Here is a 23,686-nt window from a genome sequence, read left to right on the forward strand (position 1 = left end):
GTCGTCACCGCTCCGTCCCCGGGGCATGACGACGATGACGCAGAGCGAGATCACCGAGGTTCTCAACCGGCCGTACAGCAAGGAGTTGCTGCACCGCGACATGCTGCGGATGGCGTACGTGGCCAAGGACGGCACGCCGCGCGCCGTGCCGATCGCACACGCCTGGAACGGCAAGACCATCGTGCTGTGCACCTCGACGAACGCGCCGAAGCTGCACGCGCTGCGGGCGAACCCGGTGGTGGCGCTGACGATCGACACCGAGGTGCACCCGCCGAAGATCCTGCTGATCCGCGGCACGGTCGAGCTGGACGAGGTCGAGGGCATCCCGGAGGAGTACCTGCAGATGAACGGCAGCTACGACATGTCGCCCGAGCAGCGGGTGGAGTGGGAGCGCGAGGTCCGGTCGCTCTACGACGGCATGGTGCGGATCGTGGTGACGCCGACGTGGGCGAAGCTGATCGACTTCGAGACGACGCTGCCCAGCGCGGTGCAGGAGCTCATCGAGCGGCGGTCAGCTCGACAGGAATCGGTCTAGGACGCGCACCCCGAACTCCAGGCCCGCGACGGGGACGCGTTCGTCGACGCCGTGCGCCATCGCGCGGTAGTCGAAGCCCACGGGCAGTTGCAGCGGCGAGAAGCCGTAGCAGTCGATGCCGAGCCGGCTGAACGCCTTGGCGTCGGTGCCGCCGCCCAGGCAGTACGGCACGACGGCCGCGGCGGGGTCCTCGTCGCGCAGGGCGTCGGCCATGGCGGTGAACCACGCCGTGTCGACGGGTGCCTCGACGGGCGGCTGGTCCTCGAGGACCTCGCGGGTCACGCCGGGCGAGAGCAGCGAGTCGATGGTGGCGGCGAGTTCGTCGACGGTGCCGGGCAGCGTGCGGACGTCGAGCTGCGCGGTGGCGGTGCCGGGGATGACGTTGACCTTGTAGCCGGCCTGCAGCATCGTCGGCGTGGCCGAGCAGCGCACGGTGTTCTCGGCCAGTTTCGCGGCGGGGCCGAGGCGGGTGAGGGTGCCGTCGACGTCGTCCAGGTCGACCTCCACCCCCAGCGCCTTGCCGGCGCCCACGAGGAACGCCTCGACGGTCGGTGTGAGCCGCACGGGGTGTTCGAACGCCGCGATCCGGGCCAGTGACGTGACCAGCGCGGTCACCGCGTTCTGGTCGTTGCGCCGCGACCCGTGCCCGGCGCGGCCGGTGGCGGTGAGCTTCATGTGCGACGTGCCGCGCTCGGCGGTCCCGATCGGGTACAGCCGCACCCCGTCGACGTCGTAGGAGAACGCGCCGGACTCGCTGATCGCCGCCTCGACACCCGCGAAATGGGCGGCGTGGTGCTCCACGAGCCAATGCGCCCCATAGGCGCCCTGGGCCTCCTCGTCGGCCACGAACGCCAGCACCACGTCACGACGCGGACGACGGCCTTCTTCGTGCCACTGGTGGATCACGGCCAGCGTCATGGCGGCCATGTCCTTCATGTCCACCGCGCCCCGGCCGTGCACGAACCCGTCGCGGATCTCCCCGGCGAACGGGTCGAAGCTCCACTCGGCGGGATCGGCGGGCACGACGTCGAGGTGCGACTGGACCAGCACGGCGGGCAGCGACGGGTCGGTGCCGGGGACGCGCGCGAGGACGTTGGTGCGCCGCGGGGCCGGTTCGAGCAGTGTCGGCCGCACGCCGCTGTCCTGCAGCAGCGCCGCGACGTACTCGGCGGCCTCCCGTTCACCGGCGGAGTCACCTCCACCGCGGTTGGTGGTGTCGAAGCGGATCAGCTGCGCGCACAGTTGCGCCACGTCCAGCGTCATGAGCGCCACCGTATCCGCCGCCGTGGTGTGGAATTGTCACGGGCATGTGCCGATCGTGAGGGGGACACCGGTGCACCTGCAGATGGCCCTGGACGGGCTCGCGCTCAACCCGGCGCTGCCCGAGGGCATGATCCGCCGCCTGATCGCCCACCGCCAGGGGTCGGGTGAGATCGGCACGCGGCCGGACCTCACCGCCGAGCTGATCGACGAGATGATCGCCACGGACTGGCCCAGGCTGTTGTGGTCGCTGGCGTTCAACGACGGCCTGCCCGACTCGTTCCGGCTCCGGCTGGCACGCCATCCCGACGACACCGTGCGGGCCGCTCTGGCGTCGAGCCGGGCCTCGCGCGAGGTGTTCGAGTTGCTGCTGGCCGCTCCTGAGCCCCACGTCCGCGAGTACCTGGCCAGGAACGAGGCCGTGCCTGACGACCTGCGGGCACGCCTCGCGGCGGACCCGAGCGCCAAGGTCAGAGCGACGCTGGGTGAACACTGGCCCGACGCACCCGAGCACGTGCGGCGCACGTTGCTGACCGACTCGGACGACCAGGTCCGTGAGTCGGCGTGCTCGGTCCACCACCCCCACCCGGCGCCGCCGCCCGACCTGATGCCCGCGCTCCTCGCTGATCCGGTCACCAGAGCCGGGGTGGTCCGGCACCTGGCCCTCGACGAGCGGACGGCGCACCGGCTCTGCGCGGATCCCGACGTGGAGGTGCGGGTGGAGCTGGCCAAACACCCGCGGCTGCCGCCCGAACTGCGCGACGCGCTCGGCGAGGACCCGAACGCACGGGTCAGGCTCGCAGTCTTCGGGAGGCAGGACACCCCCGAACCGCTGCGGTCGGCCATCCACGCGCACGTCCTCGCCGCGCCCCGGTCGCTGGACCTGCTGGACGTCGACGGGGACGGGTCGCGGTTCGACTGGACGGTGGCGCTGGGCGAACTGCGGATGCTTCGGCTGGAGTGGGTGCGCGCCGATCCGTTGCCGCACGTCGACTCCCCGTACCCGTGTCTGCGCGCCTCGGCGGCCTCCAGCCCGCGGCCTCTGCCCGCCGAGGTGGTCGCCCGGCTGCTGGCCGACGAGGAGTACGAGGTCCGTCTGGCGATGGCCCAGCGCGCCCCTGAGCTGGTGGACGTGCGGACGGCGGAGCGCGTCGACCGCGAGTTCGGTCCGGGGAAGACGAGGTACTCCCCGTGGCGGCCCGCGGACGTGCTGACGTTCCCCGTGGAGGTGTTGCGCCGGTTCGCCACCGATCCCGACCCGCGCATGCGGTGCCTGGCGCCCCGCGACCCCGATCTGCCCGCGGGGACCGCCGTCCGGCTGGCCACCGATCCTGACGTGAACGTGCGGCAGGCGGTCGCCGGGCACCGCAACCTGCCCGAGGAGGCGTTGCTCGCGTTGCTCGACGACTCCGCTGAACGGGTCGTCCGCGCTGCGGCGGGGTCGCCGCGACTGCCGCGTGAACAGATGGAACGCGTGCTGGCGCGAGCCGGCCTGTGACTCAGCCGTAGACGTCCTCGATCGCCGCGCCCGCGATGTGGGTGACGACCTTGAACGCCTTCATCGCCTCCGTCATCGAGGCGGCGTCGAACCCGACGCGGCGCACCCCGATCAGGTCCACGGTCGGCACGACGGCGGCGGCCTCGGCCAGGTGCGAGGCGTCGAACTCGACCTCGATGCGGTGCGGTGCCACGACAGCGTCCGAACGCCCGGCCGAGGCCATCGCGGCGGTGGCGGCTTCTGTGATCTGTGAAGAAGTCATCGCCGGTGGCAGGCACACGGCCGCGTAGCGCGACACGCACTCCTTGACCGCCACCGTCCACGCCGGGGCCGCATAGGACGCGGCGTCCTCACAGGTCAGGTCGTCACCGGTCACGAGCAGCACGGGAACGCCGTATTCGGCGGCCAGTGCGGCGTTGAGGCGTCCTTCGGAGGCGAGGACGCCGTCGAGCCACACGCCTGTGATGGAGTTCTCCATGTAGGTGTGGGCGAGCACGCCGCGTGAGCCCGCACCCGTGTGGTAGCCGAGAAAGACCACTCCGTCCACATCGGAGTCGATACCTTGCATCATCGACAGCGGCTTGTGCCGGCCGGTGAGCATTCTCGCCTGGTCGTGGAGGTCTTCGAGCAGGAGGTTGCGTTGCGAGGAATGCGCCTCGTTGACGATCACCTGCCGTGCCCCGCCCGCGACCAGGCCGCTGACGCAGGCGTTGACGTCCGCTGTGAACAGGCGCCGGAACCGTTGCCACTGCTCGGTACCGGGGGTGACGTCCCCGGTCCAGGTGACTCCGGTCGCGCCTTCCATGTCCGCCGAGATCATGATCCGCACATCTCGGTAAGTTAGCGGTGGGCTGCTGGGGAAGAGGGGTTTTCGTGCGGGTGAAGTTGTGCGCGTTGCTTGCCGTGGCAACGACTGTGGGGCTTGCGGCGCCTCCTGCGACAGCGCAGGCACCAGTGATCTTGAAGGTCGCGATCGTGCAGCAGATCGACTCGATGAACCCGTTCCTCGCGGTGTTCCAGTCGAGCACGGAGATCGGCCGGTTGATGTACGACTACCTGACCGCGTACACCGCGGCCGACCAGACGGTGACCGACGGCCTGGCGAACCGATGGGAGACCTCGCCCGACAGGCTCACCTGGACCTTCACGATTCCCGAGGGCAAGAAGTGGTCCGACGGTCAGCCGATCACCGCGCGCGACGTCGCGTTCACCTACAACCTGATGCTGACCGACCCGGTCGCCAGGACCGCGAACGGCAGCTTCGTCAGCAACTTCCAGGACGTCTCCGCGCCCGATGACCGCACCGTCGTCGTCCACACCAAGACGCCGCAGGTGACGATGCTGGCGCTGGACGTCCCGATCGTGCCCCAGCACGTGTGGGAGAAGGTCGGCAGCATCAAGGACTACGCCAACGACCAGATGCCGGTCGTGGGCTCAGGCCCGTTCGTGCTGACCGAGCACGTGCCGGGGCAGTTCATCAAGCTCAAGGCCAACAAGAACTACTGGCGCGGCGCGGCGAAGTTCGACGAACTGCACTTCGTGTACTTCCAGAACTCCGACGCCGCGGTGCAGGCGCTGGGCAAGGGCGAGGTCGACCTGGTCAACCGGATGGCGCCGGCCCAGTTCGACTCGCTCGCCGGCAAGGCCGGGGTGACCCGCAACAAGGCGCAGGGCCGCCGCTTCACCGAGCTGATGATCAACCCAGGTGCGCAGACCCGCACCGGTGAGCCGATCGGCGACGGCAACCCGGCGCTGCGCGACGTGCGGGTGCGGCGGGCGATCGCCCAGGCCGTGGACCTCGACGCCCTCGTTCAGCGCGTCAACCTCGGGTACGCGGAGAAGGGCGCGGGCCTGGTGCCGCCGGTGTTCGGCAAGTGGCACTGGCAGCCCAGCGAATCCGAGCAGCGCAGGTTCGACCCGGCCGCGGCCAACGCGGCACTCGACGCCGCCGGTTTCCCGCGCAAGGCCGACGGCACCCGCTTCCCGCTCAGACTGATCGGGCGCGCGGGGCGGGCCTACGACGAGCAGGCCAGCGAGTACCTCAAGCGGTCGATGGGCGACATCGGCATCCCGCTGGACGTGCGGCTGGTGTCGGACAACCAGCTCAACGAGGCGACCACCGCCGCCACCTACGACCTGGCGTTCTCCGGCTGGGCGACGAACATCGACCCGGACTTCATCCTGAGCCTGCACACCTGCGCGCAACGACCGGGCGCGGATGGCAAGGGCGGCACGACCGACACCTACTTCTGCGACGAGACCTACGACAAGCTCTACGCCCGGCAGCTCTCGGAGTTCGACGAGGGCAAGCGCGTGGAGATCGTCAAGCAGATGCAGGCCCGCTTCTACGACCAGGTGCCCGCGGTGGTGCTGGCGTACGAGAACGCGCTGGAGGGCTACCGGTCCGATCACTTCGCGAAGTTCACGACGCAGCCCGCGCAGGGCGGCGTGATCATGGCGCAGAACGGCATGTGGGGCTACTACGGCGCCGAACCGGCTGAACGGGCCGTGCAGGCCCAGGGCAGCCGGTGGGCCGGGCTGGCGCTGGGCGGTGCACTGATCGCCGTGCTGGTGGCGGCGGTGGTCGTGATGGCCCGGCGCCGCAGCGCCACGGCGGGGGAGCGCGAGTAGGTGCGTCTGGCCGGTCGGTTCGGTGGTGCCGCGCTCAGCCTGCTGATGGTGGCGGTGCTGGGATTCTTCCTGTTCCGGGTGGTGCCCGGCGACCCCGTGGTCTCCATGACGCGCGGCCGTCCGACCACGGCGGCGATGCAGGCCGAACTGCGCGCGCAGTTCGGCCTGGACCGGCCGCTGCACGAACAGTTCTGGAACTACCTCACCGCGCTGCTGCACGGCGATCTGGGGACGTCGTTCACGTTCCGCCGGCCTGTCGCCGACGTGATCGGAGAACGTCTGGGGCCGACGTTGCTGCTGGTCGGCACGGCGACGCTGATCGCGGTCGGGCTGGGGCTGTGGCTCGGGGTGCGGGCGGCGTGGCGTCGTGACTCGGGCTTCGACCGGGTCACGACGGGGGTGTCGCTGACGTTGTGGGCGGTGCCGACGTTCTGGCTCGGCATGCTGCTGATGATGGTGACGGGGGATCTGTTCCCGTCGCGGGGCATGCGTGACACCGACACGGCGCCGGACTTCGTGTCGCAGGCGCTCGACGTCGGCCATCACCTGGTGCTGCCGTCGATCACTCTGGTCGCGGTGGTGTGCGCGGAGTACATGCTGGTGATGCGGTCGTCGCTGCTGGAGGAGATGCACGCCCCGTATCTGACGACGGCGCGTGCGAAGGGCCTGCGTGACGACCTGGTGCGGCGCCGTCATGCCGTGCCGAACGCGGTGCTGCCGGCGATCACGCTGGTGTTCCTGCGGTTCGGGCTGGTGGTGGCCGGGGCGATCACGACGGAGACGGTGTTCTCCTGGCCCGGTCTGGGGTTGTTGTTCTACGACGCGCTGACCGGGCCGGACTACCTGCTGCTGCAGGGGTTGCTGGTGGTGACGGCGGGCGCGGTCGTGGTGATGAACCTGCTCGCGGACCTGCTGCACGGGGTCCTGGATCCACGGGTGAAGGTCGTATGAGGAAAGTCGACTCGGGGTTCCTGGCGCAGCGGGCCGGGGTGGCCGGTGCGGCGGTCCTGGCCGTGGCCGCGCTGATCGCCCTGCTCGCACCGCTGCTGATGCCCGCCGACGCCCTCGACGTCACGCGCGTGACGGACGGCGCGTGGCAGCCGCCTGGTTCCGGGCACTGGCTGGGTACCGACCACACCGGACGCTCGGTGGCGTTGCTGATGGCGCAGGGCACGGGGACGTCGTTGTTCGTCGGGCTGACGGCGGCGGTGCTCGCGGTCGGCATCGGCACGCTCGCCGGCATCCTGAGCGGCCACTTCGGCGGACTGCTGGCGGGGGCGTTGCTGCGGGTCACGGACTTCTTCCTGGTGCTGCCGGCGCTGGTGCTGGCGATCGCGTTGTCGACGGTGCTGCCGCGTGGGCTGGGCACGATCATCCTGGCGATCGGGCTGACGAGCTGGCCGGCGACGGCACGGATGGTGCGGGCGCAGACGCTGACGATCGAGGCCCGTCCGTTCGTGGAACGCGCACGCGCTCTCGGCGGCGGCCACACGCACGTGATCGGACGGCACGTGCTGCCGTCGGTGGTGCCGCTGGTGCTGGTCAACGCGACGCTGGCGGTGGCGTCGGCGATCGTGGCGGAGTCGACGCTGGCGTTTCTGGGGCTGGGTGATCCGACGCGGATCTCGTGGGGCGCGATGCTGCACCAGGCGCAGCTGCACGGGGCGGTGCCGCAGCGGGCGTGGTGGTTCCTGCTGCCTCCGGGTCTCGCGATCGTGGTGGTGGTGCTGGCGTTCACGCTCGTCGGGCGCGCCCTCGAAGCCGTCGTGACGCCGAAGAGGTGAACCCGTTGCTGGAGTTGAGGAACCTCACCGTCCGCTACGGACCGAAATGCGTCGTCAACGACGTGAACCTCGCGCTGGCGCCCGGTCAGACGCTCGGGCTCGCGGGTGAGTCGGGGTCGGGCAAGTCGACGGTGGCGATGTCGGTGCTGCGGCTGCTGCCCAAGGCGGCGAGCGTGAGCGGCGAGATCCTGCTCGACGGCGACGACGTGGCGACGATGTCGTGGGGCCGGTTGCGGGCGGTGCGGTGGGCGGCGGCGTCGATCGTGTTCCAGGGCGCGATGCACTCGCTCAACCCCGTGCGGCGCGTCGGTGACCAGATCGCCGAACCGATGCGCCTGCACGGCGTCAACGGCAGCGCGCTCGATCTGCTGGAGCAGGTCGAACTGCCCCGGGAGAAGGCGCGGGCGTATCCGCACGAGCTCTCGGGCGGGCAGAAGCAGCGGGTCATGATCGCGATGGCGCTGGCGTGCGGACCGCGGCTGGTCGTCGCGGACGAACCGACCACCGCGCTCGACGTCGTGGTGCAGGCCCAGGTGCTGGCGCTGATGACACGGCTGGTCCGCGAGCAGGACCTCGGGCTGCTGATGATCAGCCACGACCTGTCGGTGCTCGCGCAGACGTGCGACGACCTCGCGGTGATGCATCGCGGCGAGCTGGTCGAACGCGGCCGCACCCGTGAGGTGATCGCGAACCCCCGGCACCCGCACACCGCGGCGCTGACGGCGGCGTTCCCGGTGATCGGCGACCCGGCGCACCGCTGGGCCGAGCCCGCCCCGGCACCGGAGCCGTTGCTGCGGGTGCGGGATCTGGTCGTGGACTACGGCCGGACGCGCGCGGTCGACGGGGTGGACCTGACGATCGGGCGGGGCGAGATCGTGGCGCTGGTCGGACAGTCCGGATCAGGCAAAACGACACTGGCTCGTACCATAATGGGCCTGCGAAAGCCGTCCTCCGGTCGGGTGATCTTCGACGGCGTCGAGGTGGGGCGGACGGGCAAGGCGCTCAAGGCCTTCCGCCGCCAGGTCCAGCTGGTGCTTCAAGATCCTTCCAGTGCCCTCAACCCCCGTCACAGGATCTTCGACGCGGTGGCGGAGGGACTGCGCGTGCACGGCATTCCCGGCGATGAGGAATCCCTGGTCACGGCCGCTGTGGAACGGGCAGAGCTGCGTCCGGCGAGCCTGTATCTGGAGTCGCTGCCGCACGAGCTGTCCGGGGGTCAGCGGCAGCGCGCGGTGATCGCCGGCGCGCTGGTGCTGGAGCCCCGTCTGCTGGTGGCCGACGAGCCCGTCGCGTCCCTGGACGCCTCGGTGCGCGGGGAGATCGTGGCGCTGTTGCTCCGGTTGCGCCGGGAACTGGGCCTTGCTTCATTGATCATCACGCACGACCTAGGGCTGGCGTGGCAGATCGCCGACCGGGTCGCGGTGATGCATCAGGGGACAATCGTGGAACAAGGATCGGCCGAAGAAGTCCTGCTCACCCCGTCTCACGACTACACGCGTGCGTTGCTGCGCGCGGTGCCGCAGGTCTGAGAGTGATCCCGATCGAACACGCCCGGTATCGGGCCTCGCTGACGCCTGCCGAGATCGGGCGGGGCGGGGCCGACGGCTGGGTGGACGTCGACGAGGTGCCGGCGCTGGCACGGCTGGCGTGGCACGACCTGGGCTGCCCGCCCGGTGTGCTGGGCGAGCTCGCGCAGGCCAGCGAACCCGGGCACGTGCGGGAGCTGTGCCGGATCCTGGCCTCGACCTCGCGCGCCGACACCGCCGCGGTGTGGCGCTACCTGGCCGCGGACTGGGAACGCACCGGCGAACGCTCCGACGGCCGGCAGCGGTTCCTGCTGGACCGGGCGATGCGCGGTGAGGGCGTGAACTGGCACGACTACACCGCGCTGATGGGCATCGGCCGTCCTGAGGAGGTCGACGCGGCGTTCGACCGCGGCGAGGACATGGTCGGTGTCGCGGTGATCGGCCTGGCGATGTCGTATCCGGACCCGCTGGTCGCCTTGCGCCGTGTCGCTCGCGCGCTGGACCACAACCGCATCGAGGTGCGCCGTCAGGGCGCGGCGGCGCTGGCGCACGTGGCCCGGATCCACGGGGTGGTGTCGCGGGAATGCCTGGAGGTGCTGCGCCGGCATCCGGACGAGGTGGCCGAGGACGACCTGTGGACGTTCATCGAGCATCGCCGGCTGCCGGCGTGGTTGTGGTGGCGGCGGCTCAGGGCACGGCCAGGGCGGCGAGTTCCGCGCGGACGGCGGTCTCGGTTACGAGGTTGCGCTGCCCCACGGCCCGGCGCAGCGCCTCCTCGAAGTGCCGGCGGGCCGCGTCCCGATCGCCTTCGGCCTTCGCGACGCGGCCGCGTTGCACGGCGATGTGGCAGCGCATCTGATCAGGCCCGTACCAGCCGCCGGGGCAGCGTTCCCACGCCTGGTCGCACTCCAGGTAGGCGGTCGCGTAGTCGCCGGTGACGCGGGCGAGTTCGGCCAGGCCGAGGTGGGCGCCCGCCTGCACCACGAGCGCTCCGGCACGCCGCGACAGTGACAGGGCCAGGGCGAAGTCGGCTCGCGCGCCGTCGAGGTCGCCGGTCATCAGGGTGGCCTGGGCGCGGGCGATGACGGCTTCGGCGGTGTCCTCGGTGGCGCCGAGCTCGTCGAGCAGGCCGCGGCCGCGTTCGATGTGGATCAGGGCGTGCGCGGCGTCGCCCTGGTCGAGGGCGATCTCGCTGAGCTGGCTGAACGCCAGTGCCGCGCCCCACCGGTCACCGACCCGCGTGAACGCCGCCGCGGCTCGGTGCAGCAGCTCGGCGCCCGCCGCCGGGTCACCGCCCATGCGGGCCACGAGACCGTCGCCGACCAGCGCGAGGGCCGCGCTCCACGGGTCCTGGCCGAGCAGCCGGTTGCGGCGGTGCCACACCTGCGAGTCGTCCTCCGGCGCGCCCAGCGCCATGCCCCACATCATGGTCATGATCGGGTAGCGCGGCGGGTCGAGGAGCCTGTCCATGAGTGCGTCGGCCTGGCGGATGCGGGCGCTCTGGTCACCGGTCGCGACCGGCCACGCGATCAGCAGGCACAGCGCGTACTCCTGCTCACGGCCGTGTGGCGGGGTTTCGCCGCACGCGTGCAGCACGGCGTCGGCCTGCTGGGCGGCTTCGGTGCGCAGGCCGCGGAACCAGTAGTAGGTGGCGAGCGCGGCGACGAGTTCCAGTGCGAGACCGAGGTCGTGGGCGGTGGCCCAGGTGACGGCGGCGACGAGGTTGTCGTGGTCGGCGGCGAGCCGGGCGAGCCACTGGATCTGGTCGTGGGAGCGCAGGTGCGGTTCGGCCTGCTGGGCGCGGTCGAGGAACCACCGCGCGTGCTCGCGTCCGAGGTCGGGTGCGTGGGTGGCGCAGAACGCGCGGATGGTGTCGAGCATGCGGTAGCGGTCGTCGGCGACCTCGACGAGTGACTTGTCCACCAACGACGTCAGAGTGTCCATATCGGATCGGCACACGGCGGTGACGGTGTCGAGGCCCGCGCCGCCGCTGAACACGGTGAAGCGGGCGGCGAGGTCGCGTTCGGCGTCGGTGAGCAGGTCCCAGCTCCACTCCACAACGGCGTGCAGCGTGCGGTGCCGGGGCGCGGCGGTGCGGCTGCCCTTGGACAGCAACCGGAACCGGTCGTCGAGCCGGGCGGCGATCTCGTTCAGAGGCAGGGACCGGACGCGGGCGGCGGCGAGTTCGATGGCGAGCGCGATGCCGTCCAGTCGCCGGCACACCTCGGCGATGGCGGCCGAGTCGGCGTGGAATCCCGGCTTCACCGCCTGGGCCCGGTCGAGGAACAGGCGGGTGGCGGCCTCGTCGTCCAGCGCGGTGACCGGGCTCAGGGTCTCGCCGGTGATGCCGAGCGGTTCCCGGCTGGTCGCGAGCACCCGTACATCGGGGCAGGTGGTGAGGATTCCGCCGAGCACGCGGGCGGCGTCGTCGACGACGTGTTCGCAGTTGTCCACGACCAGCACGACGTCCCGCGCCGCCAGCGCCGCGTGCAGCCGGTCCTCGACGCTGAGCGGCCCGGCCGACAGCAACCCGGCCTCGCGGATCCCGAGACCGTCGAGCAACGCGCGGGCGACGTCGGCGGTGGCGCTGAGGTCGACGAACGCCACCTCGCCCGGTTCGCGATGCGCGACCTCGACGGCGAGCCGCGTCTTGCCGGTCCCGCCGGGGCCGATCAGCGTGACCAGCCGGTTGTCGCGCAACCACTTCGACACGCGCCGCAGGTCCTCGTCGCGGCCGACGAAGCTGGTGAGCTGCGCGGGCACACCCCGATGCGGCGCCTGGGCCCGCAGCACCTCCAGGTGCGCGGACGCGAGCACGGGGGAGGGATCGACACCGAGCTCGTCGGCCAGCAGTGCCCGGCCCTGCGCGAACACGTCCAGGGCCTCGGTCTGATGGCCGTCGCGGTGCAGCGACCGCATCAACGCCGCCCGCACGTCCTCCCGCAACGGATGCTCCGCCACCAGGCCGCGAAGCTGCTCGCTGGTCCCGCCGGACAACGCGCAGCGCAGGAGCACCTCGGTCAGCCGCTGCCTCGCCGCCGGCACGAACGGCGCGTCGACGTCGGCCAGCGCCGGTCCGCGCCACAACGCCAGCGCGTCCGCCGCCCGGCCGGCCTCCAGCAGTTCGACGCACCGCAGGTGATCCACTGCGGACGGCTCGGCGACGAGCCGGTAGCCGGCCGGGTGGTGCTCGATCACCAGTCCCGGCACGGCCCGGCGCAGCCGCGAGACCTGCGACTGCAGCGCGTTGGCCGCACCGGCGGGCGGGTCGGCGTACAAGCCGCCGATCAGCTGGTCGTGCCCCACGATCCGCCCAGCGTCGAGCACGAGCATCGCCAGCAGGGCGCGCTGCCGTGGCGCCGCGACCTCCACGCCGTCGACCAGCACCGGACCGAGCACCCCGAACTTCACCGGGCTGATTCTTCCCGAGTCACAAGATCCACGAGACCGGAACCGGCCTTGCTCCGAATAGGTCGACTATCAATGCATTCCAGTGACACCCCGTATCAGGTCCGCCACGTGCGGTCTCCTTCCGTTCGGTCGGGGACGAACCAATCGAGCGGAGAACCATGAGACCCAGCATCACGGTCGGCGCCGCACTCGCGGCCACCGTGGCACTCGCCCTGCCTGCGCACGCGGCCACCGGCAACCTGCCCGGCGGCACGAGCATCGGCGTGACCATCACCGGCCCGGCGAACAACGCCGTCCTCGTGCCCGGCCCGGTCGCCGTGACCGGCAAGGCGTCGATCGGCACCGGCGCCGCGGTCGTCGACACCGCCCTGACCTACGTGCTCGACGTGTCCGGTTCCACCGGCGGCACCGTGACCGCGGGCTGCGGCGGCGACCAGAACGGCGACGGCAACCCCGCGACGATCCTGGACTGCGAGATCGCCGCCGCCCGCTCCCTCAACGCCAAGGCCGCGGTCCCCAACACCGTCGTCGGCAGTGTCGGCGCCGCCGTGTTCGGCTCGGACAGCGCGACCGTCGACGTCAGCCCGGCGGCAGGGGACCAGAAGGTCGCCGCGCCCAACGCCGACGCCAACGGCAACGGCACCCCCGACATCTCCGAAGCCCTGGGCAGCGCCCACATCGGCAACGTGCAGCTCTTCACCCCGCACAGCTTCCCCTCCGGCACCAACTACACCGCGGGCCTGACCGCGGGCCTCGCCTCGGCCACCGCCGCGCCGCAGCAGCGCAAGCTGATGATCTTCCTGTCCGACGGTGCCGGCTCCGGTGCCGTCGACGCCCTGCTGCAGCAGGCCAACGACGCCGGCATCAAGATCTTCACCTTCGCCGTGTCCAACGGTGTCGCCTGCGGCGCGGCGAACGCCCCGAACTCGTTGCGCAAGATCGCCGAGACCACCGGCGGCACCTGCACCGAGGTCCCGGACGTCTCGCAGCTGCCCGACGTCGTGCCCGGCGTCATCGCCTCCAAGCTCACCCAGCTGACGCTGAAGGTCGACGGCGGCGGCGACCTCCCGATCACCTCGATCACGCCGGGCCTGCCGCAGGACGGGCCCGCGACGGTCGACTACTCGGTCGACACCCCGGCGCTGACCGCGGGCACGCACGAGTTGTGCGTCACCGCCCGCGGCACTGATGGCGGCGGAGCCGGTGGCGTGACCGAGTGCGTCACCGTCAAGGTCAACGCCCCGCCCGTGGTCAAGCCCGGCGGCCCGTACGCCGGCCAGGAAGGCACCGACGTCGGCCTCGCGGGCCTGGTGACCGACCCGGACGGCCCGTCGCTGACCACGGCGTGGACCGCGGCCCCGCAGTCCGGCGTGGACGCGGGCGCGACCTGCTCGTTCGGCAACGCCGCCTCCCAGACCACGACGGTCAAGTGCACCGATGACGGCGTGTGGCAGCTGACGCTGACCGGCAACGACGGCCTCAACCCGCCCGTCGCCGCGTCCACGACCCTGACGCTGTCCAACGTCGCCCCGCAGGTCACCCTGAACGCCGACAAGACGCTCGTCACCCGTGGCACCACCGTGAACTTCTCCGCGCCGTTCACCGACATCGCCACCAACGACAAGCACACCTGCACCCTGGACTTCGACGACGGCAGCCCGGTCGTCAACGGCACCGTCGCCCAAGCAGCCGGTAGCGGCACCTGCACCGCCTCGCGCACGTTCACCGCGCTGGGCGCGCACAACGTCCTGGTGACGGTGACCGACGACGACGGCGCCTCGGCCACCGCCGTCGTGAAGGTCGTCGTCTACCTGCGCGGCGAGGCGTGGGCACTCAACGCGACCGGCCTGATCACCGTCGCCAAGACGCCGCACGCCCAGTGCCCGCCCAACGAGGACAAGACCGTCGCCTCGGTCAACGTCCTGGGCCTGGCGTCGGTGAACGCCCTGCACGCCGACTGCACCCTCGACGCGAACACCGGCCGCACCGTCGCGTCGGCACGGGTGGAGGGAGCCTCACTGCTCGGTGGGGCGATCACGCTCAACGCCATCGAGGCCAAGTGCGTGAGTGACGCCAGCGGCGTCGCCGGCTCGTCGAAGGTCGGCACCCTCAACGGCCAGCCCATCGGCACCGGCCCCGCCACCATCGGCATCCCCGGTGTCGCGACCGTGCACCTCAACGAGACCGCGACCGGACCGAACGGCCAGCTGATCCAGAACGCCGTCCGAGTCCGCACGCTGCTCGGCCAGGAGATCATCCTGTCGGCCTGCCGCCTGGGCTGACCTCGCTGGGCTGACGCTCCCGCGGCGTCAGCCCAGTTCGTGCCCCGTGGTGGCGTCGACGTGGGCCGGCACCTCGTCATGCCGGTCGCCCACGGTCAGCGTTCCGGTGGGCTCGAACAGCAGGATCCGCGCGCCATCGGGAGACGACGGCTTGTGGAACGTCCCCCGCGGCACGGTGAACACCGAACCCCGGGGCAGCACGACCGTGCGCTCGCCCCCGGCCTCACGCAGCCCGATGAGCAGCTCACCGTCCAGGACGAGGAAGAACTCGTCGGTGTCGTCGTGAACGTGCCAGACGTGCTCGCCGCGCACCTTCGTGACGCGCACGTCGTAGTCGTTGACGCGGGTGACGATGCGAGGACTCCACAGGGCGTCGAAGGAGGCCAGAGCCTTGTCCAGGGCGATGGGTTCGTTCATGCCGTTGAGCCTCGCCCCTGTCCCGACCACGGCGTGAGTGCTAGGAATCGCACATGCCGCAAGAATCCTCGCACCGCGTCGTCGTCATCGTGGACGAGAACTCCAACCCGTTCGAACTCGGCTGCGCCACCGAGGTCTTCGGCCTGCACCGCCCCGAGATCGGCGGCCACCTCTACGACTTCCGCCTCTGCGCACCGCAACCGCACACGGCGATGCGCGAGGGCTTCTTCACCCTCACCGGCGTCACCGGCCTGCACGCCACCGAGCACGCCGACACCCTCATCGTCCCCAACCGCCCCGACATCGAGACACCCAGACGGCCGGAGGTCCTCGACGCCATCCGCCGGGCCCACGCCCGCGGCGCCCGCCTGGTCGGCTTCTGCAGCGGCGCCTTCACCCTCGCCGAAGCAGGAGTCCTCGACGGCCGCCGCGCCACGGCCCACTGGCAGTGGGCAGACGACTTCCGCACCCGCTTCCCGGCCGTGCACCTTGAACCCGACGTCCTGTTCGTCGACGACGGCGACATCCTCACCTCCGCCGGCAGCGCCGCCGCCCTCGACCTCGGCCTGCACCTCGTGCGCCGCGACCACGGCGCCGAGATCGCCAACTCCGTCAGCCGCCGCCTCGTCTTCGCCGCCCACCGCGACGGCGGCCAGCGCCAGTTCGTCGAACGCCCGGTACCCGACCTGCCCGACGAGTCACTCGCCCCCGTCCTCGCGTGGGCCCAGCACCACCTCGACACCCCGCTCACCGTGACCTCGCTGGCCGCCCGCGCCGCCATCAGCCCGGCCACGTTGCACCGCCGCTTCCAGGCCCAGCTCGGCACGACACCGCTGGCCTGGCTCACCGGGGAACGCGTCACCCTCGCGCGCCGGCTGATCGAACTGGGGGAGCAGCGCTTCGACGTCGTCGCCCGCCGCACCGGCCTGGGCACCGCGGCCAACCTGCGCGCCCTGATGCGCCGCGAGACCGGCCTCACGCCGTCGGACTACCGGCGCCGCTTCAGCTCAGCGCCCGCAGAATGATCCGCTCCACCACCCGCGCCTTCGCGTCGGCGTAGTCCTGCACCCGCTTCCAGGTCCGGCCCGCCAACTCCCGCTTCGTGCGCTCGTACTCCTGCCGATCCTGCGGGTGGGCGCGCAGCCGGTCGCGGAAGGCCAGCATCCGATCGAGCTCCTCGCACCTGGGGGAGTAGACGTGCAGGTTCACGTTCGGCTCCGTGCCCTTGAGCAACCGGTGCTCGTGCCAGGCCCGTTCCCGCAACCGCAGGTGGTAGCCCGCCGCCACCAACGCAGGCACGTAGGCGTCCTCATCGGCGGAGTCCGGCACGATCAGCAGGACGTCGATCAACGGCTTCGCCGCCAGCCCCGGCACCGACGTCGACCCCACGTGCTCCAGCCTGACGATCCGCTCGCCCAGCGCCGCCCGGATCTTCGCCTCCTCGGCGGCGAACCACTGCGGCCAGGCCGGGTCGTAGTCCTCCAGCACCACCGGCGCGTTGTGCGGCGGCGTCTCCGTCACGAACTCCACCTCGCCCGGCTCCACCGGCCGCGCCAGATAAGCGCGTTCGAGGATGTCCAGCACCACCTCGGTCTTCGCGGCCGCGTAGTCCTGCACCCGCTCCCACTCCCGCCCCGCCAGCGCCCGCTTCGCCGACGCGTACAACTCACGGTCCTCGGCGATGTCGCGCAACCAGTCGCGGAACAGCAGATGCCGCCGCACCTGAGCACACCCACGCGGGAACACGTGCAGATTGATGTTCGTGTCCGGGCCCTTGAGGATCCGGTGATCGTGCCAGTCGTCCTCCCGCACCGTCACCCAATACCCCGCGGCCTCCAACGCCGGCACGTACGACGCCTCGTCCAGCGGATCGTCCACCACCAGCATCAGATCGATCACCGGCTTGGCACACAACCCCGGCACCGACGTCGACCCGACGTGCTCCAACTCGGCACCAGGCAACGCGGCCAGCACCCGCGCGCGTTCCCGCTCATAAAGACCAGGCCAGGCGACGTCGTACTCGGCAAGCTCGATGTTCACAGCAAACCCCCACATAGGCAGTCGGCCAGAATATCAACTCCCGAACAGATCACCCGCCGACTCGACCCGCCGCAACACCTCGTCCGCCGTGAACACCAGGTCCTCCACGACCTCGCAGTCCTCGACCTCGTCCCACGTGATCGGCGTCGACACCGCCGGCCGCTCCCGAGCCCGCAACGAGTACGGCACGATCGTCGTCTTCGCCGGGTTGTTCTGCGACCAGTCGATGAACACCTTCCCCGGCCGCTGCGCCTTCGCCATCGTCGACACGATCAGCTTCGGATGCTCCTGCGCCAACCGCTGCGCCACCGCCTTCGCATACTCCGACGTGTCCTTCGCCGGCGCGTACGCGTACACCTGCATGCCCTTGTTGCCCGACGTCTTCGCCCACGAATCCACGCCGTCGTCGTCCAGCACCACCCGCACCTGCTCCGCGACCCGGCAACACTCCACGATCGTCGCCGGCGCACCCGGATCCAGATCGAACACCAGCAGATCAGGATCCCGCTTGCCCCCACGCGGCCCCACCGTCCACTGCGGCACGTGCAACTCCAGCGCCGCCAGATTCGCCAGCCACACCAGCGTCGCCAGCTCGTCCACCATCACGTAGTTGACGGTCTCGTTGCCCTTCGAACTGCCCGGCGACTCCAGCCGCATCGTCCGCACCCACTCCGGACGGTGCTCCGGCGCGTTCTTCTCGAAGAACCACTTCCCGTCCACCCCGTTCGGATAGCGCTTCAACGTCACCGGACGATCCTTGAGATGGGGGAGCAGCACCGGCGCGATCCGGGTGTAGTAATCGATCACCTCACCCTTGGTGAACCCGAACTCCGGATACAACAACTTGTCCAGGTTCGTCAGCTTCAACACCCGGCCCTCGACCCGCACAGTCGCGTCACTGCTCGTCAACCCGACGCACCTCCTCCGGCGTCTTGTCCGGCCGCAACCCGCGCCACGCCGGAAACCGCATCCGCCCGTCCGGCGTCCACTGCCGGAACACCACCTCCGCCACCAGCTCCGGCTCCACCCACAACGCACCCTTCGCCCGTTCCCGCGGCATCTCCGTCACGAACGGCGAACCCCTGCGCGCCAACGCCTTCAACCGCGGCGTCAACACCGCCAGCTCGGCATCGTTGAACCCCGTCCCCACCGAACCCGCGAACGCCAGCCCGCCGTCCCGGGGGATACCCAGCAACAGCGCCCCCACCACACCCGAACGCTTGCCCTCACCCATCCGCCAGCCGCCGATCACCACCTCCTGCGCCAACAGGTCCGTGATCTTGCGCCACACCGGACTGCGCATCCCCGGCTGATAGACCGAATCCAGCCGCTTCGCCACCACGCCCTCCAGACCCTGCTCACGGCTCGCCGCCAGCACCGAGCCACCGTCCTCGTCGTAGGACGGGGGAGTCAGCCAGTTCGGGCCCCTCAGCTCCAAGCCCCTGAGCAGCTCACGCCGCTGCCGGAACGGAAGCTGCATCGTGGAACTGCCGTCCAGGTGCAGCAGATCGAACAGCAGCAACGTGGCCGGATACTGCCTCGCGGCCCGCCGCGCCGCCTCCGACTTCGTCACGTGCATCCGGTTCTGCAACGCGCTGAAACTCGGCCTGCCGTTCTGCAACGCGACGATCTCCCCGTCGAGCAACGCCTCCGTCGACCCCAGCTGCTCACCCACACCCTGCAGCTCCGGATAGGCGACCGTGATGTCGTTGCCCAGCCGCGACCACGCCTGCACGCGCCCGCCCTCGACCCTCAGGATCGCCCGGACGCCATCCCACTTGAACTCAAAAGCCCAAAGATCATCATCATCCTGGGGGAGAGGACCCGGAACAGCGAGCATCGGCTTCAACTGCTCCGGCAACGTCATCCAGTCCGGACGCGCCGCAGCGTGCCGGCGCTTCATCATCCAGTTCTTCTCGTCCTTGCCAGACCGGAAGAACACGAACTGACCCCGCACCCGATGACCGTGCAGAACAACGTCCACCTCACGGTCCGACCACTTCACCGTCTCATAGCGACCGCGATCCCAGATGACCATCTCGCCGCCGCCGTACTCACCCTTCGGAATCTCCCCGGAGAACTGCGCGTACTCCAACGGGTGGTCCTCGGTGTGCACAGCCAGACGCACCACATCAGTCGTGGACGGCAAACCCTTCGGCACCGCCCACGACACCAAAACACCATCACGCTCCAACCGCACATCCCAATGCAGGCTGCTCGCGTGATGCTCCTGAATCACGAACGTGTCGTTGTCGCCCCTCGGCAACTCATCCGCGCTCGGAACGGGCTCCGGCGTCCTCGCCGGATCCCTCTTGCGCCGGTACTCGTCGAGCCCGGCCATCTACGCCGACGAGGCCTTCTTCTTCGGCGGCGCCTTCTTCTCGCTCTTCCGCCCGGCCTTCGCCTTCTCCACACTGCGCTCCAGCGCCGTCATCAGATCAATGACATCGCCCTTCTCCTCGGCCTCCGGCTGCTCGGGCAACTCCGCACCCTCCGCCTTCGCCGCGATCACCTTCTCCAGCGCATCCCGGTAGTCGTCGGTGAACGTGTCCGGATCGAAGTCACCCGCCATCGACTCCACCAGCGACGTCGCCATCTTCAACTCCTGCGGACGCACCTCCACGTCCTGATCCAGGAAGTCGAACTCCGCCTTGCGGATCTCGTCCGGCCACAACATCGTGTGCATCACCAGCACGTCATCACGCGCCCGGATCGTCGCCAGCGTCTCCTTCTGCCGGATCGTGATCTTCACGACCGCCAGCTGACCGGTTTTCACGAGAGCATCCCTGAGCAGCACGTACGGACGTGCCGCAGCCTTGTCCGGCTCCAGGTAGTACGTCTTCTGGAAGTAGATCGGATCGATCTCCTCCGCCGGCACGAACTCCAGCACGTCGATCGACTTGTCGGTCTTCACCGGCAACTTGTCGAAGTCCTCGTTCTCCATGATCACCATCCGGCCGTCGTCCAACTCATAGCCCTTGGTGATCTCCGAGTACTCGACCTCTTCACCGCACACCGAACAGACGCGCTTGTACTTGATGCGCCCGCCGTCCTCCCGGTGCACCTGGTTGAAACGGAAGTCGTGCTCCTCGACAGCCGTGTAGAGGCGCACGGCGATCGTCACCAACCCGAAGGAGATGGCCCCACGCCACACGGATCTCATTCTCATTGGGTACCCCTGAAATGCGGTTTTCGCACTATCAGATCACCCACTTGGCCTAACGATCCGGCAACTGAGCGACCCCCGGCCCACGCGGCACAACCGAGAGTCCCGCACCCCACTGGAACACCGCTAGATGTCCTTGAGCGCCCGATACGTCCTGTTGCTCGCCACCGCAGCCCGCCGCTCACGCGCCGTCGCCTCGATGTAGTTCTGACTCGTCGCCAAACTCGCATGCCCCAGCAACGCCATGATCTCGCTCGCGTTCGCCCCGTCCTCGGCCAACCGCGTCGCGAACGTGTGCCTCAAAGCGTGCAAACTCGCCCCCGTCGGCACCCGGTCGTTCAACCCCGCCCACCGAAAACACGACTTCACCAGATACTCCAGCCCACCCCGCCCGATCGGCTCACCATGCCGGTCCCTGAGCAACGCCGACTCACGATCAAAACGCCCCTGCGGAAAACGCTGCTTACAACTCTTCAGGTACGCCTCCACGATGCGTTCCATGGGAGGCTCGATGGGAACAGACCTGTCACGGTTGCCCTTGCCCTTCACGTGCAACCGCTGATCACCCTCCCGCCCGACCACACTCGCCAACGTCAACGTGCGCATCTCCGCGCTCCGCAGCCCGGCGACCAGCCCCAGCGCGATGACCAGCACGTCCCGCTCAGGCCACGGGTCACGCCCCTTGCGCGCACCCTCCGCCGCGGCCGTGAGCAACTGCTCGGGGGTGTCCTCACCACGCAGGGGCTTGGGCACGAGCGGAGGCGTCTTGGGACGGGCGATGGCGCCCATCGGGTTGCCGGCGATGAGGTCCTCGGCCACGCAGAACGTCAGGAACTGGTTCCACGTAGACCAGGCCCGCAGCACTGAGCTCTTGGCGTGGGTGTCCGCGAACAACCCGAAAGCCTGACGGAGGTTCGCCCCGGTGAGCTGGCCCATGGTGAGTTCCTCGACGGGGGAGAGGAGGGCCTCGGCCAGGAGTGTGTTCACGCCGGAGAGATCGCGCTGGTAGGCCGCCGTCGTGTGCGGCGAGTCCTTGCGAGTCCGGCGGGCGAGGAAGAAGGCGTCCTGGGCGGCGAGCACGTGCATATGGATCTTGTACCGCACACCACCGACAATTCCGCGCGCTGTGCTGGATAATGGCGATTATGCATGAAATGTCCGTTTCGCCAGGATTCGGCGTGGCGGAGGAAGCCGCTGGACCAGGTGGCGTCACTTGTCGGGGATCGCGAACGTAATGGCACCCCGCCACGTACGTCTCACTGACGACACGTCGGTGTCGACCGCGCTCCGACATCGCCGTGGATCTGATGTTGTGGCGTCTGCAAGCGCAGCCGGCCTGCCCGTTGGCTGTGACTTGCAGACGCGCCAACACGGGCGTTTCAGCCCCTTCTGAGACGATCTTCGCAGGTCGCCGTTTTGCCGATAATCTACATTATGTCAAATAACGCGGATTCGGCCCTGGTCGTGGGGCTCTCCTGCCGTGCTCGGCGGCGTGTCCGACTGGGATCGGTTCCTGGAGTGCGTGCCGTGGTTCGTGGAGCCGGACTCCGCTGTCGTCGTCGGCACCGGCTTCCTCTTGGGCTCGCGGGTCGCTGCTCGGGTTTCCGGGAGCTGTCGGCTCTGCTGGCGTCCGCGACTGTCACGCCGGTGTCCGTGGCGGGCCGTCCTCCGGCCGCCCCTTCCAGGCGAGGAGTTGCCGCCTTTCGTCACCGTGGCGATAGAGGTCAACGGGAACCTGACGGCGGCGTGACGCCGTTGCCGGATGTTTGGCCTTCGGTGGAGTCGGCCGCGCGTGGCTGGCAGGCTGCGCGTTCATGATCGATGAGTTCGCGAAGAAGTACCTGCACGACGATCTGCGTGAGTTGCGCGAGGTGTTGGTGTGGAAGCTCGACGGGTTGGCCGAGGCGGATGTGCGGCGGCCGCTGGTGGCGTCGGGGACGAATCTGCTGGGTTTGGTGAAGCATCTGACGTTGACGGAGTCGCGGTACTTCGGTGAGGTGTTCGGGCGGCCGTTTCCTGAGGCGATGCCTCGGTGGGACGACTTGGCGGCGCGGGGGTCCGACATGCGGGCGGACGAGTCGGAGTCGCGTGAGGACATCGTCGAGCGTTATCGGCGTGCGTGTGCGCATTCGGATGCGACGATCTCCGCGCTTGCGGTGGACTCCCCTGGTCATGTGCCGTGGTGGCCGCGTCCGGACGTGATGTTGTTCAACGTGTTGGTGCATGTGCTGACGGAGACCGCGCGGCATGCGGGGCACGCTGACATTTTGCGGGAGCAGATCGACGGCGCGATCGGTGAGGGGCGTTGAGGCAGACTCCCCCGCATGCGTTTTGCGATCTACGTGCCTTGTTATGGCGAGACCTATGGCGATCCGGCGGTGTTGTGTTCGTTGGCCGTTGAGGCCGAGGCGGCTGGCTGGGACGGGTTCTTCATGTGGGATCACCTGGTGGCGGAGCCGTTGGTGGCTGATCCGTGGGTGACGTTGGGTGCGGTGGCGGCGCGGACGTCGCGGATCACGTTGGGGCCGATGATCACGCCTGTCCCCCGGCGTCGTCCGTGGAAGCTGGCTGTGGAGGCGTCGACCTTGCAGCGGTTGTCGGGTGGGCGGTTGGTGCTCGGGGTCGGGATGGGTGTGCCTCGGGATTACACGTCGTTCGGTGAGGTGTCGGACGCGCGGTCGCGTGCGGCGCGGTTGACCGAGGGTGTGGAGTTGGCGCAGGAGTTGCTCTCGGGTGAGCCGGTGGAGCATCGGGGTGCGGTGTTCGAGGCGTCCGGGGTGCGGTTCGCGCCGGTGGACGTGCCGGTGTGGACGTCGGGGATCTGGCCGCGGAAGGTGCCGTTCCTGGCTGCGGCGCGGGCGTCGGGGTTGTTTCCGATCATTCAGGACGGGTCGGGTGGGTTCGCGGTGGCGTCTCCTGCGCAGGCGGCGTCGATGAAGGCGGAGTTCGTGGCTGCGGGTGGGCCCGTGGACGGGGATTTGGCGATCTGGGGTGGTGGGGCGCGGCCGTCGGCGGCGCAGGTGTCGGAGTTCGCGGACGCTGGTGCGACGTGGTTGTTGCTGGACGGGTGGAAGGCGTCGCTTCCGGAGTTGCGTTCGTACATTTCCGCTGGTCCGCCGCGTTAGAACGATCTTGT

19 protein-coding genes are annotated in these 23,686 nt (G+C 69.9%); 10 read left to right on the forward strand and 9 right to left on the reverse strand.

The window, feature by feature from the left end; genetic code table 11:
• Positions 1-34 precede the first annotated feature (34 nt).
• Positions 35-535: a pyridoxamine 5'-phosphate oxidase family protein gene (locus ACIRG5_RS22395; protein WP_402907404.1), complete on the forward strand. Its 501-nt coding sequence runs from the start codon at positions 35-37 to the stop codon at positions 533-535.
• On the opposite strand, the gene ACIRG5_RS22400 is transcribed toward ACIRG5_RS22395, so the two are convergent.
• On the reverse strand, positions 512-1,798 hold the full coding sequence (locus ACIRG5_RS22400) for a M20/M25/M40 family metallo-hydrolase (protein WP_402907407.1): 1,287 nt from the start codon (positions 1,796-1,798) through the stop codon (positions 512-514). The two genes, ACIRG5_RS22395 and ACIRG5_RS22400, sit on opposite strands and share 24 nt — an antisense overlap.
• On the opposite strand from ACIRG5_RS22400, the gene ACIRG5_RS22405 reads away from it, so the two are divergent.
• Entirely contained in the window at positions 1,797-3,293 is a 1,497-nt protein-coding gene (locus ACIRG5_RS22405) for a hypothetical protein (protein ID WP_402907409.1), read from the forward strand. The two genes, ACIRG5_RS22400 and ACIRG5_RS22405, sit on opposite strands and share 2 nt — an antisense overlap.
• A gap of 1 nt (position 3,294) precedes the next feature.
• Here the strand turns inward: ACIRG5_RS22405 and ACIRG5_RS22410 are convergent, their stop codons facing one another.
• Positions 3,295-4,122, reverse strand: a complete 828-nt coding sequence (locus ACIRG5_RS22410; protein WP_402907411.1) for a M55 family metallopeptidase — start codon at positions 4,120-4,122, stop codon at positions 3,295-3,297.
• A gap of 125 nt (positions 4,123-4,247) precedes the next feature.
• On the opposite strand from ACIRG5_RS22410, the gene ACIRG5_RS22415 reads away from it, so the two are divergent.
• The 4 genes from ACIRG5_RS22415 to ACIRG5_RS22430 are packed head-to-tail and all read left to right on the forward strand — an operon-like array spanning position 4,248 to position 9,237.
• Positions 4,248-5,924, forward strand: coding sequence for an ABC transporter substrate-binding protein (locus ACIRG5_RS22415; RefSeq protein WP_402907414.1), 1,677 nt, complete (start codon positions 4,248-4,250; stop codon positions 5,922-5,924).
• A gap of 45 nt (positions 5,925-5,969) precedes the next feature.
• Positions 5,970-6,875, forward strand: a complete 906-nt coding sequence (locus tag ACIRG5_RS22420) for an ABC transporter permease (RefSeq protein WP_402908168.1) — start codon at positions 5,970-5,972, stop codon at positions 6,873-6,875.
• On the forward strand, positions 6,872-7,708 hold the full coding sequence (locus tag ACIRG5_RS22425; RefSeq protein ID WP_402907417.1) for an ABC transporter permease: 837 nt from the start codon (positions 6,872-6,874) through the stop codon (positions 7,706-7,708). Before ACIRG5_RS22420 ends, ACIRG5_RS22425 begins: the two co-directional genes overlap by 4 nt.
• The gene (locus ACIRG5_RS22430) at positions 7,705-9,237 is read left to right on the forward strand and encodes an ATP-binding cassette domain-containing protein (RefSeq protein ID WP_402907420.1); all 1,533 of its coding nucleotides are present in this window, start codon (positions 7,705-7,707) and stop codon (positions 9,235-9,237) included. Before ACIRG5_RS22425 ends, ACIRG5_RS22430 begins: the two co-directional genes overlap by 4 nt.
• 684 nt (positions 9,238-9,921) lie before the next feature.
• Here ACIRG5_RS22430 and ACIRG5_RS22435 read toward each other — a convergent pair.
• Complete coding sequence (locus ACIRG5_RS22435; protein ID WP_402907423.1) at positions 9,922-12,645, reverse strand: BTAD domain-containing putative transcriptional regulator; 2,724 nt, start codon at positions 12,643-12,645, stop codon at positions 9,922-9,924.
• Positions 12,646-12,803: 158 nt separating this feature from the next.
• Here ACIRG5_RS22435 and ACIRG5_RS22440 point away from each other — a divergent pair, with 158 nt between their 5' ends.
• On the forward strand, positions 12,804-14,927 hold the full coding sequence (locus ACIRG5_RS22440) for a choice-of-anchor P family protein (RefSeq protein ID WP_402907426.1): 2,124 nt from the start codon (positions 12,804-12,806) through the stop codon (positions 14,925-14,927).
• Between the two features lie 27 nt (positions 14,928-14,954).
• Here the strand turns inward: ACIRG5_RS22440 and ACIRG5_RS22445 are convergent, their stop codons facing one another.
• A complete protein-coding gene (locus tag ACIRG5_RS22445; protein ID WP_402907429.1) occupies positions 14,955-15,344 on the reverse strand; it encodes a cupin domain-containing protein in 390 nt (129 codons plus the stop codon).
• 53 nt (positions 15,345-15,397) lie between these two features.
• On the opposite strand from ACIRG5_RS22445, the gene ACIRG5_RS22450 reads away from it, so the two are divergent.
• The gene (locus ACIRG5_RS22450; protein ID WP_402907432.1) at positions 15,398-16,369 is read left to right on the forward strand and encodes a GlxA family transcriptional regulator; all 972 of its coding nucleotides are present in this window, start codon (positions 15,398-15,400) and stop codon (positions 16,367-16,369) included.
• On the opposite strand, the gene ACIRG5_RS22455 is transcribed toward ACIRG5_RS22450, so the two are convergent.
• The 5 genes from ACIRG5_RS22455 to ACIRG5_RS22475 form a co-directional block, all read right to left on the reverse strand.
• Positions 16,347-17,384 (reverse strand): GrpB family protein, encoded by a 1,038-nt coding sequence (locus tag ACIRG5_RS22455; protein WP_402907435.1) that lies wholly within the window; start codon positions 17,382-17,384, stop codon positions 16,347-16,349. The genes ACIRG5_RS22450 and ACIRG5_RS22455 overlap by 23 nt on opposite strands.
• Before the next feature lie 33 nt (positions 17,385-17,417).
• Positions 17,418-18,293 (reverse strand): non-homologous end-joining DNA ligase, encoded by an 876-nt coding sequence (ligD, locus tag ACIRG5_RS22460; protein ID WP_402907438.1) that lies wholly within the window; start codon positions 18,291-18,293, stop codon positions 17,418-17,420.
• Entirely contained in the window at positions 18,280-19,725 is a 1,446-nt protein-coding gene (gene ligD / locus ACIRG5_RS22465; RefSeq protein WP_402907441.1) for a non-homologous end-joining DNA ligase, read from the reverse strand. Before ligD (ACIRG5_RS22465) ends, ligD (ACIRG5_RS22460) begins: the two co-directional genes overlap by 14 nt.
• The gene (locus ACIRG5_RS22470) at positions 19,726-20,553 is read right to left on the reverse strand and encodes a Ku protein (RefSeq protein WP_330275689.1); all 828 of its coding nucleotides are present in this window, start codon (positions 20,551-20,553) and stop codon (positions 19,726-19,728) included.
• A gap of 123 nt (positions 20,554-20,676) precedes the next feature.
• On the reverse strand, positions 20,677-21,654 hold the full coding sequence (locus ACIRG5_RS22475; RefSeq protein ID WP_402907444.1) for a tyrosine-type recombinase/integrase: 978 nt from the start codon (positions 21,652-21,654) through the stop codon (positions 20,677-20,679).
• A 710-nt stretch (positions 21,655-22,364) separates the two neighbouring features.
• On the opposite strand from ACIRG5_RS22475, the gene ACIRG5_RS22480 reads away from it, so the two are divergent.
• A complete protein-coding gene (locus tag ACIRG5_RS22480) occupies positions 22,365-22,859 on the forward strand; it encodes a DinB family protein (RefSeq protein WP_402907447.1) in 495 nt (164 codons plus the stop codon).
• 15 nt (positions 22,860-22,874) lie between these two features.
• Entirely contained in the window at positions 22,875-23,675 is an 801-nt protein-coding gene (locus ACIRG5_RS22485) for an LLM class flavin-dependent oxidoreductase (RefSeq protein ID WP_402907450.1), read from the forward strand.
• The last annotated feature ends 11 nt before the right edge of the window (positions 23,676-23,686 follow it).

Source organism: Lentzea sp. NPDC102401 (assembly GCF_044765805.1).
In the GTDB taxonomy this organism is placed as follows: domain Bacteria; phylum Actinomycetota; class Actinomycetes; order Mycobacteriales; family Pseudonocardiaceae; genus Lentzea; species Lentzea sokolovensis.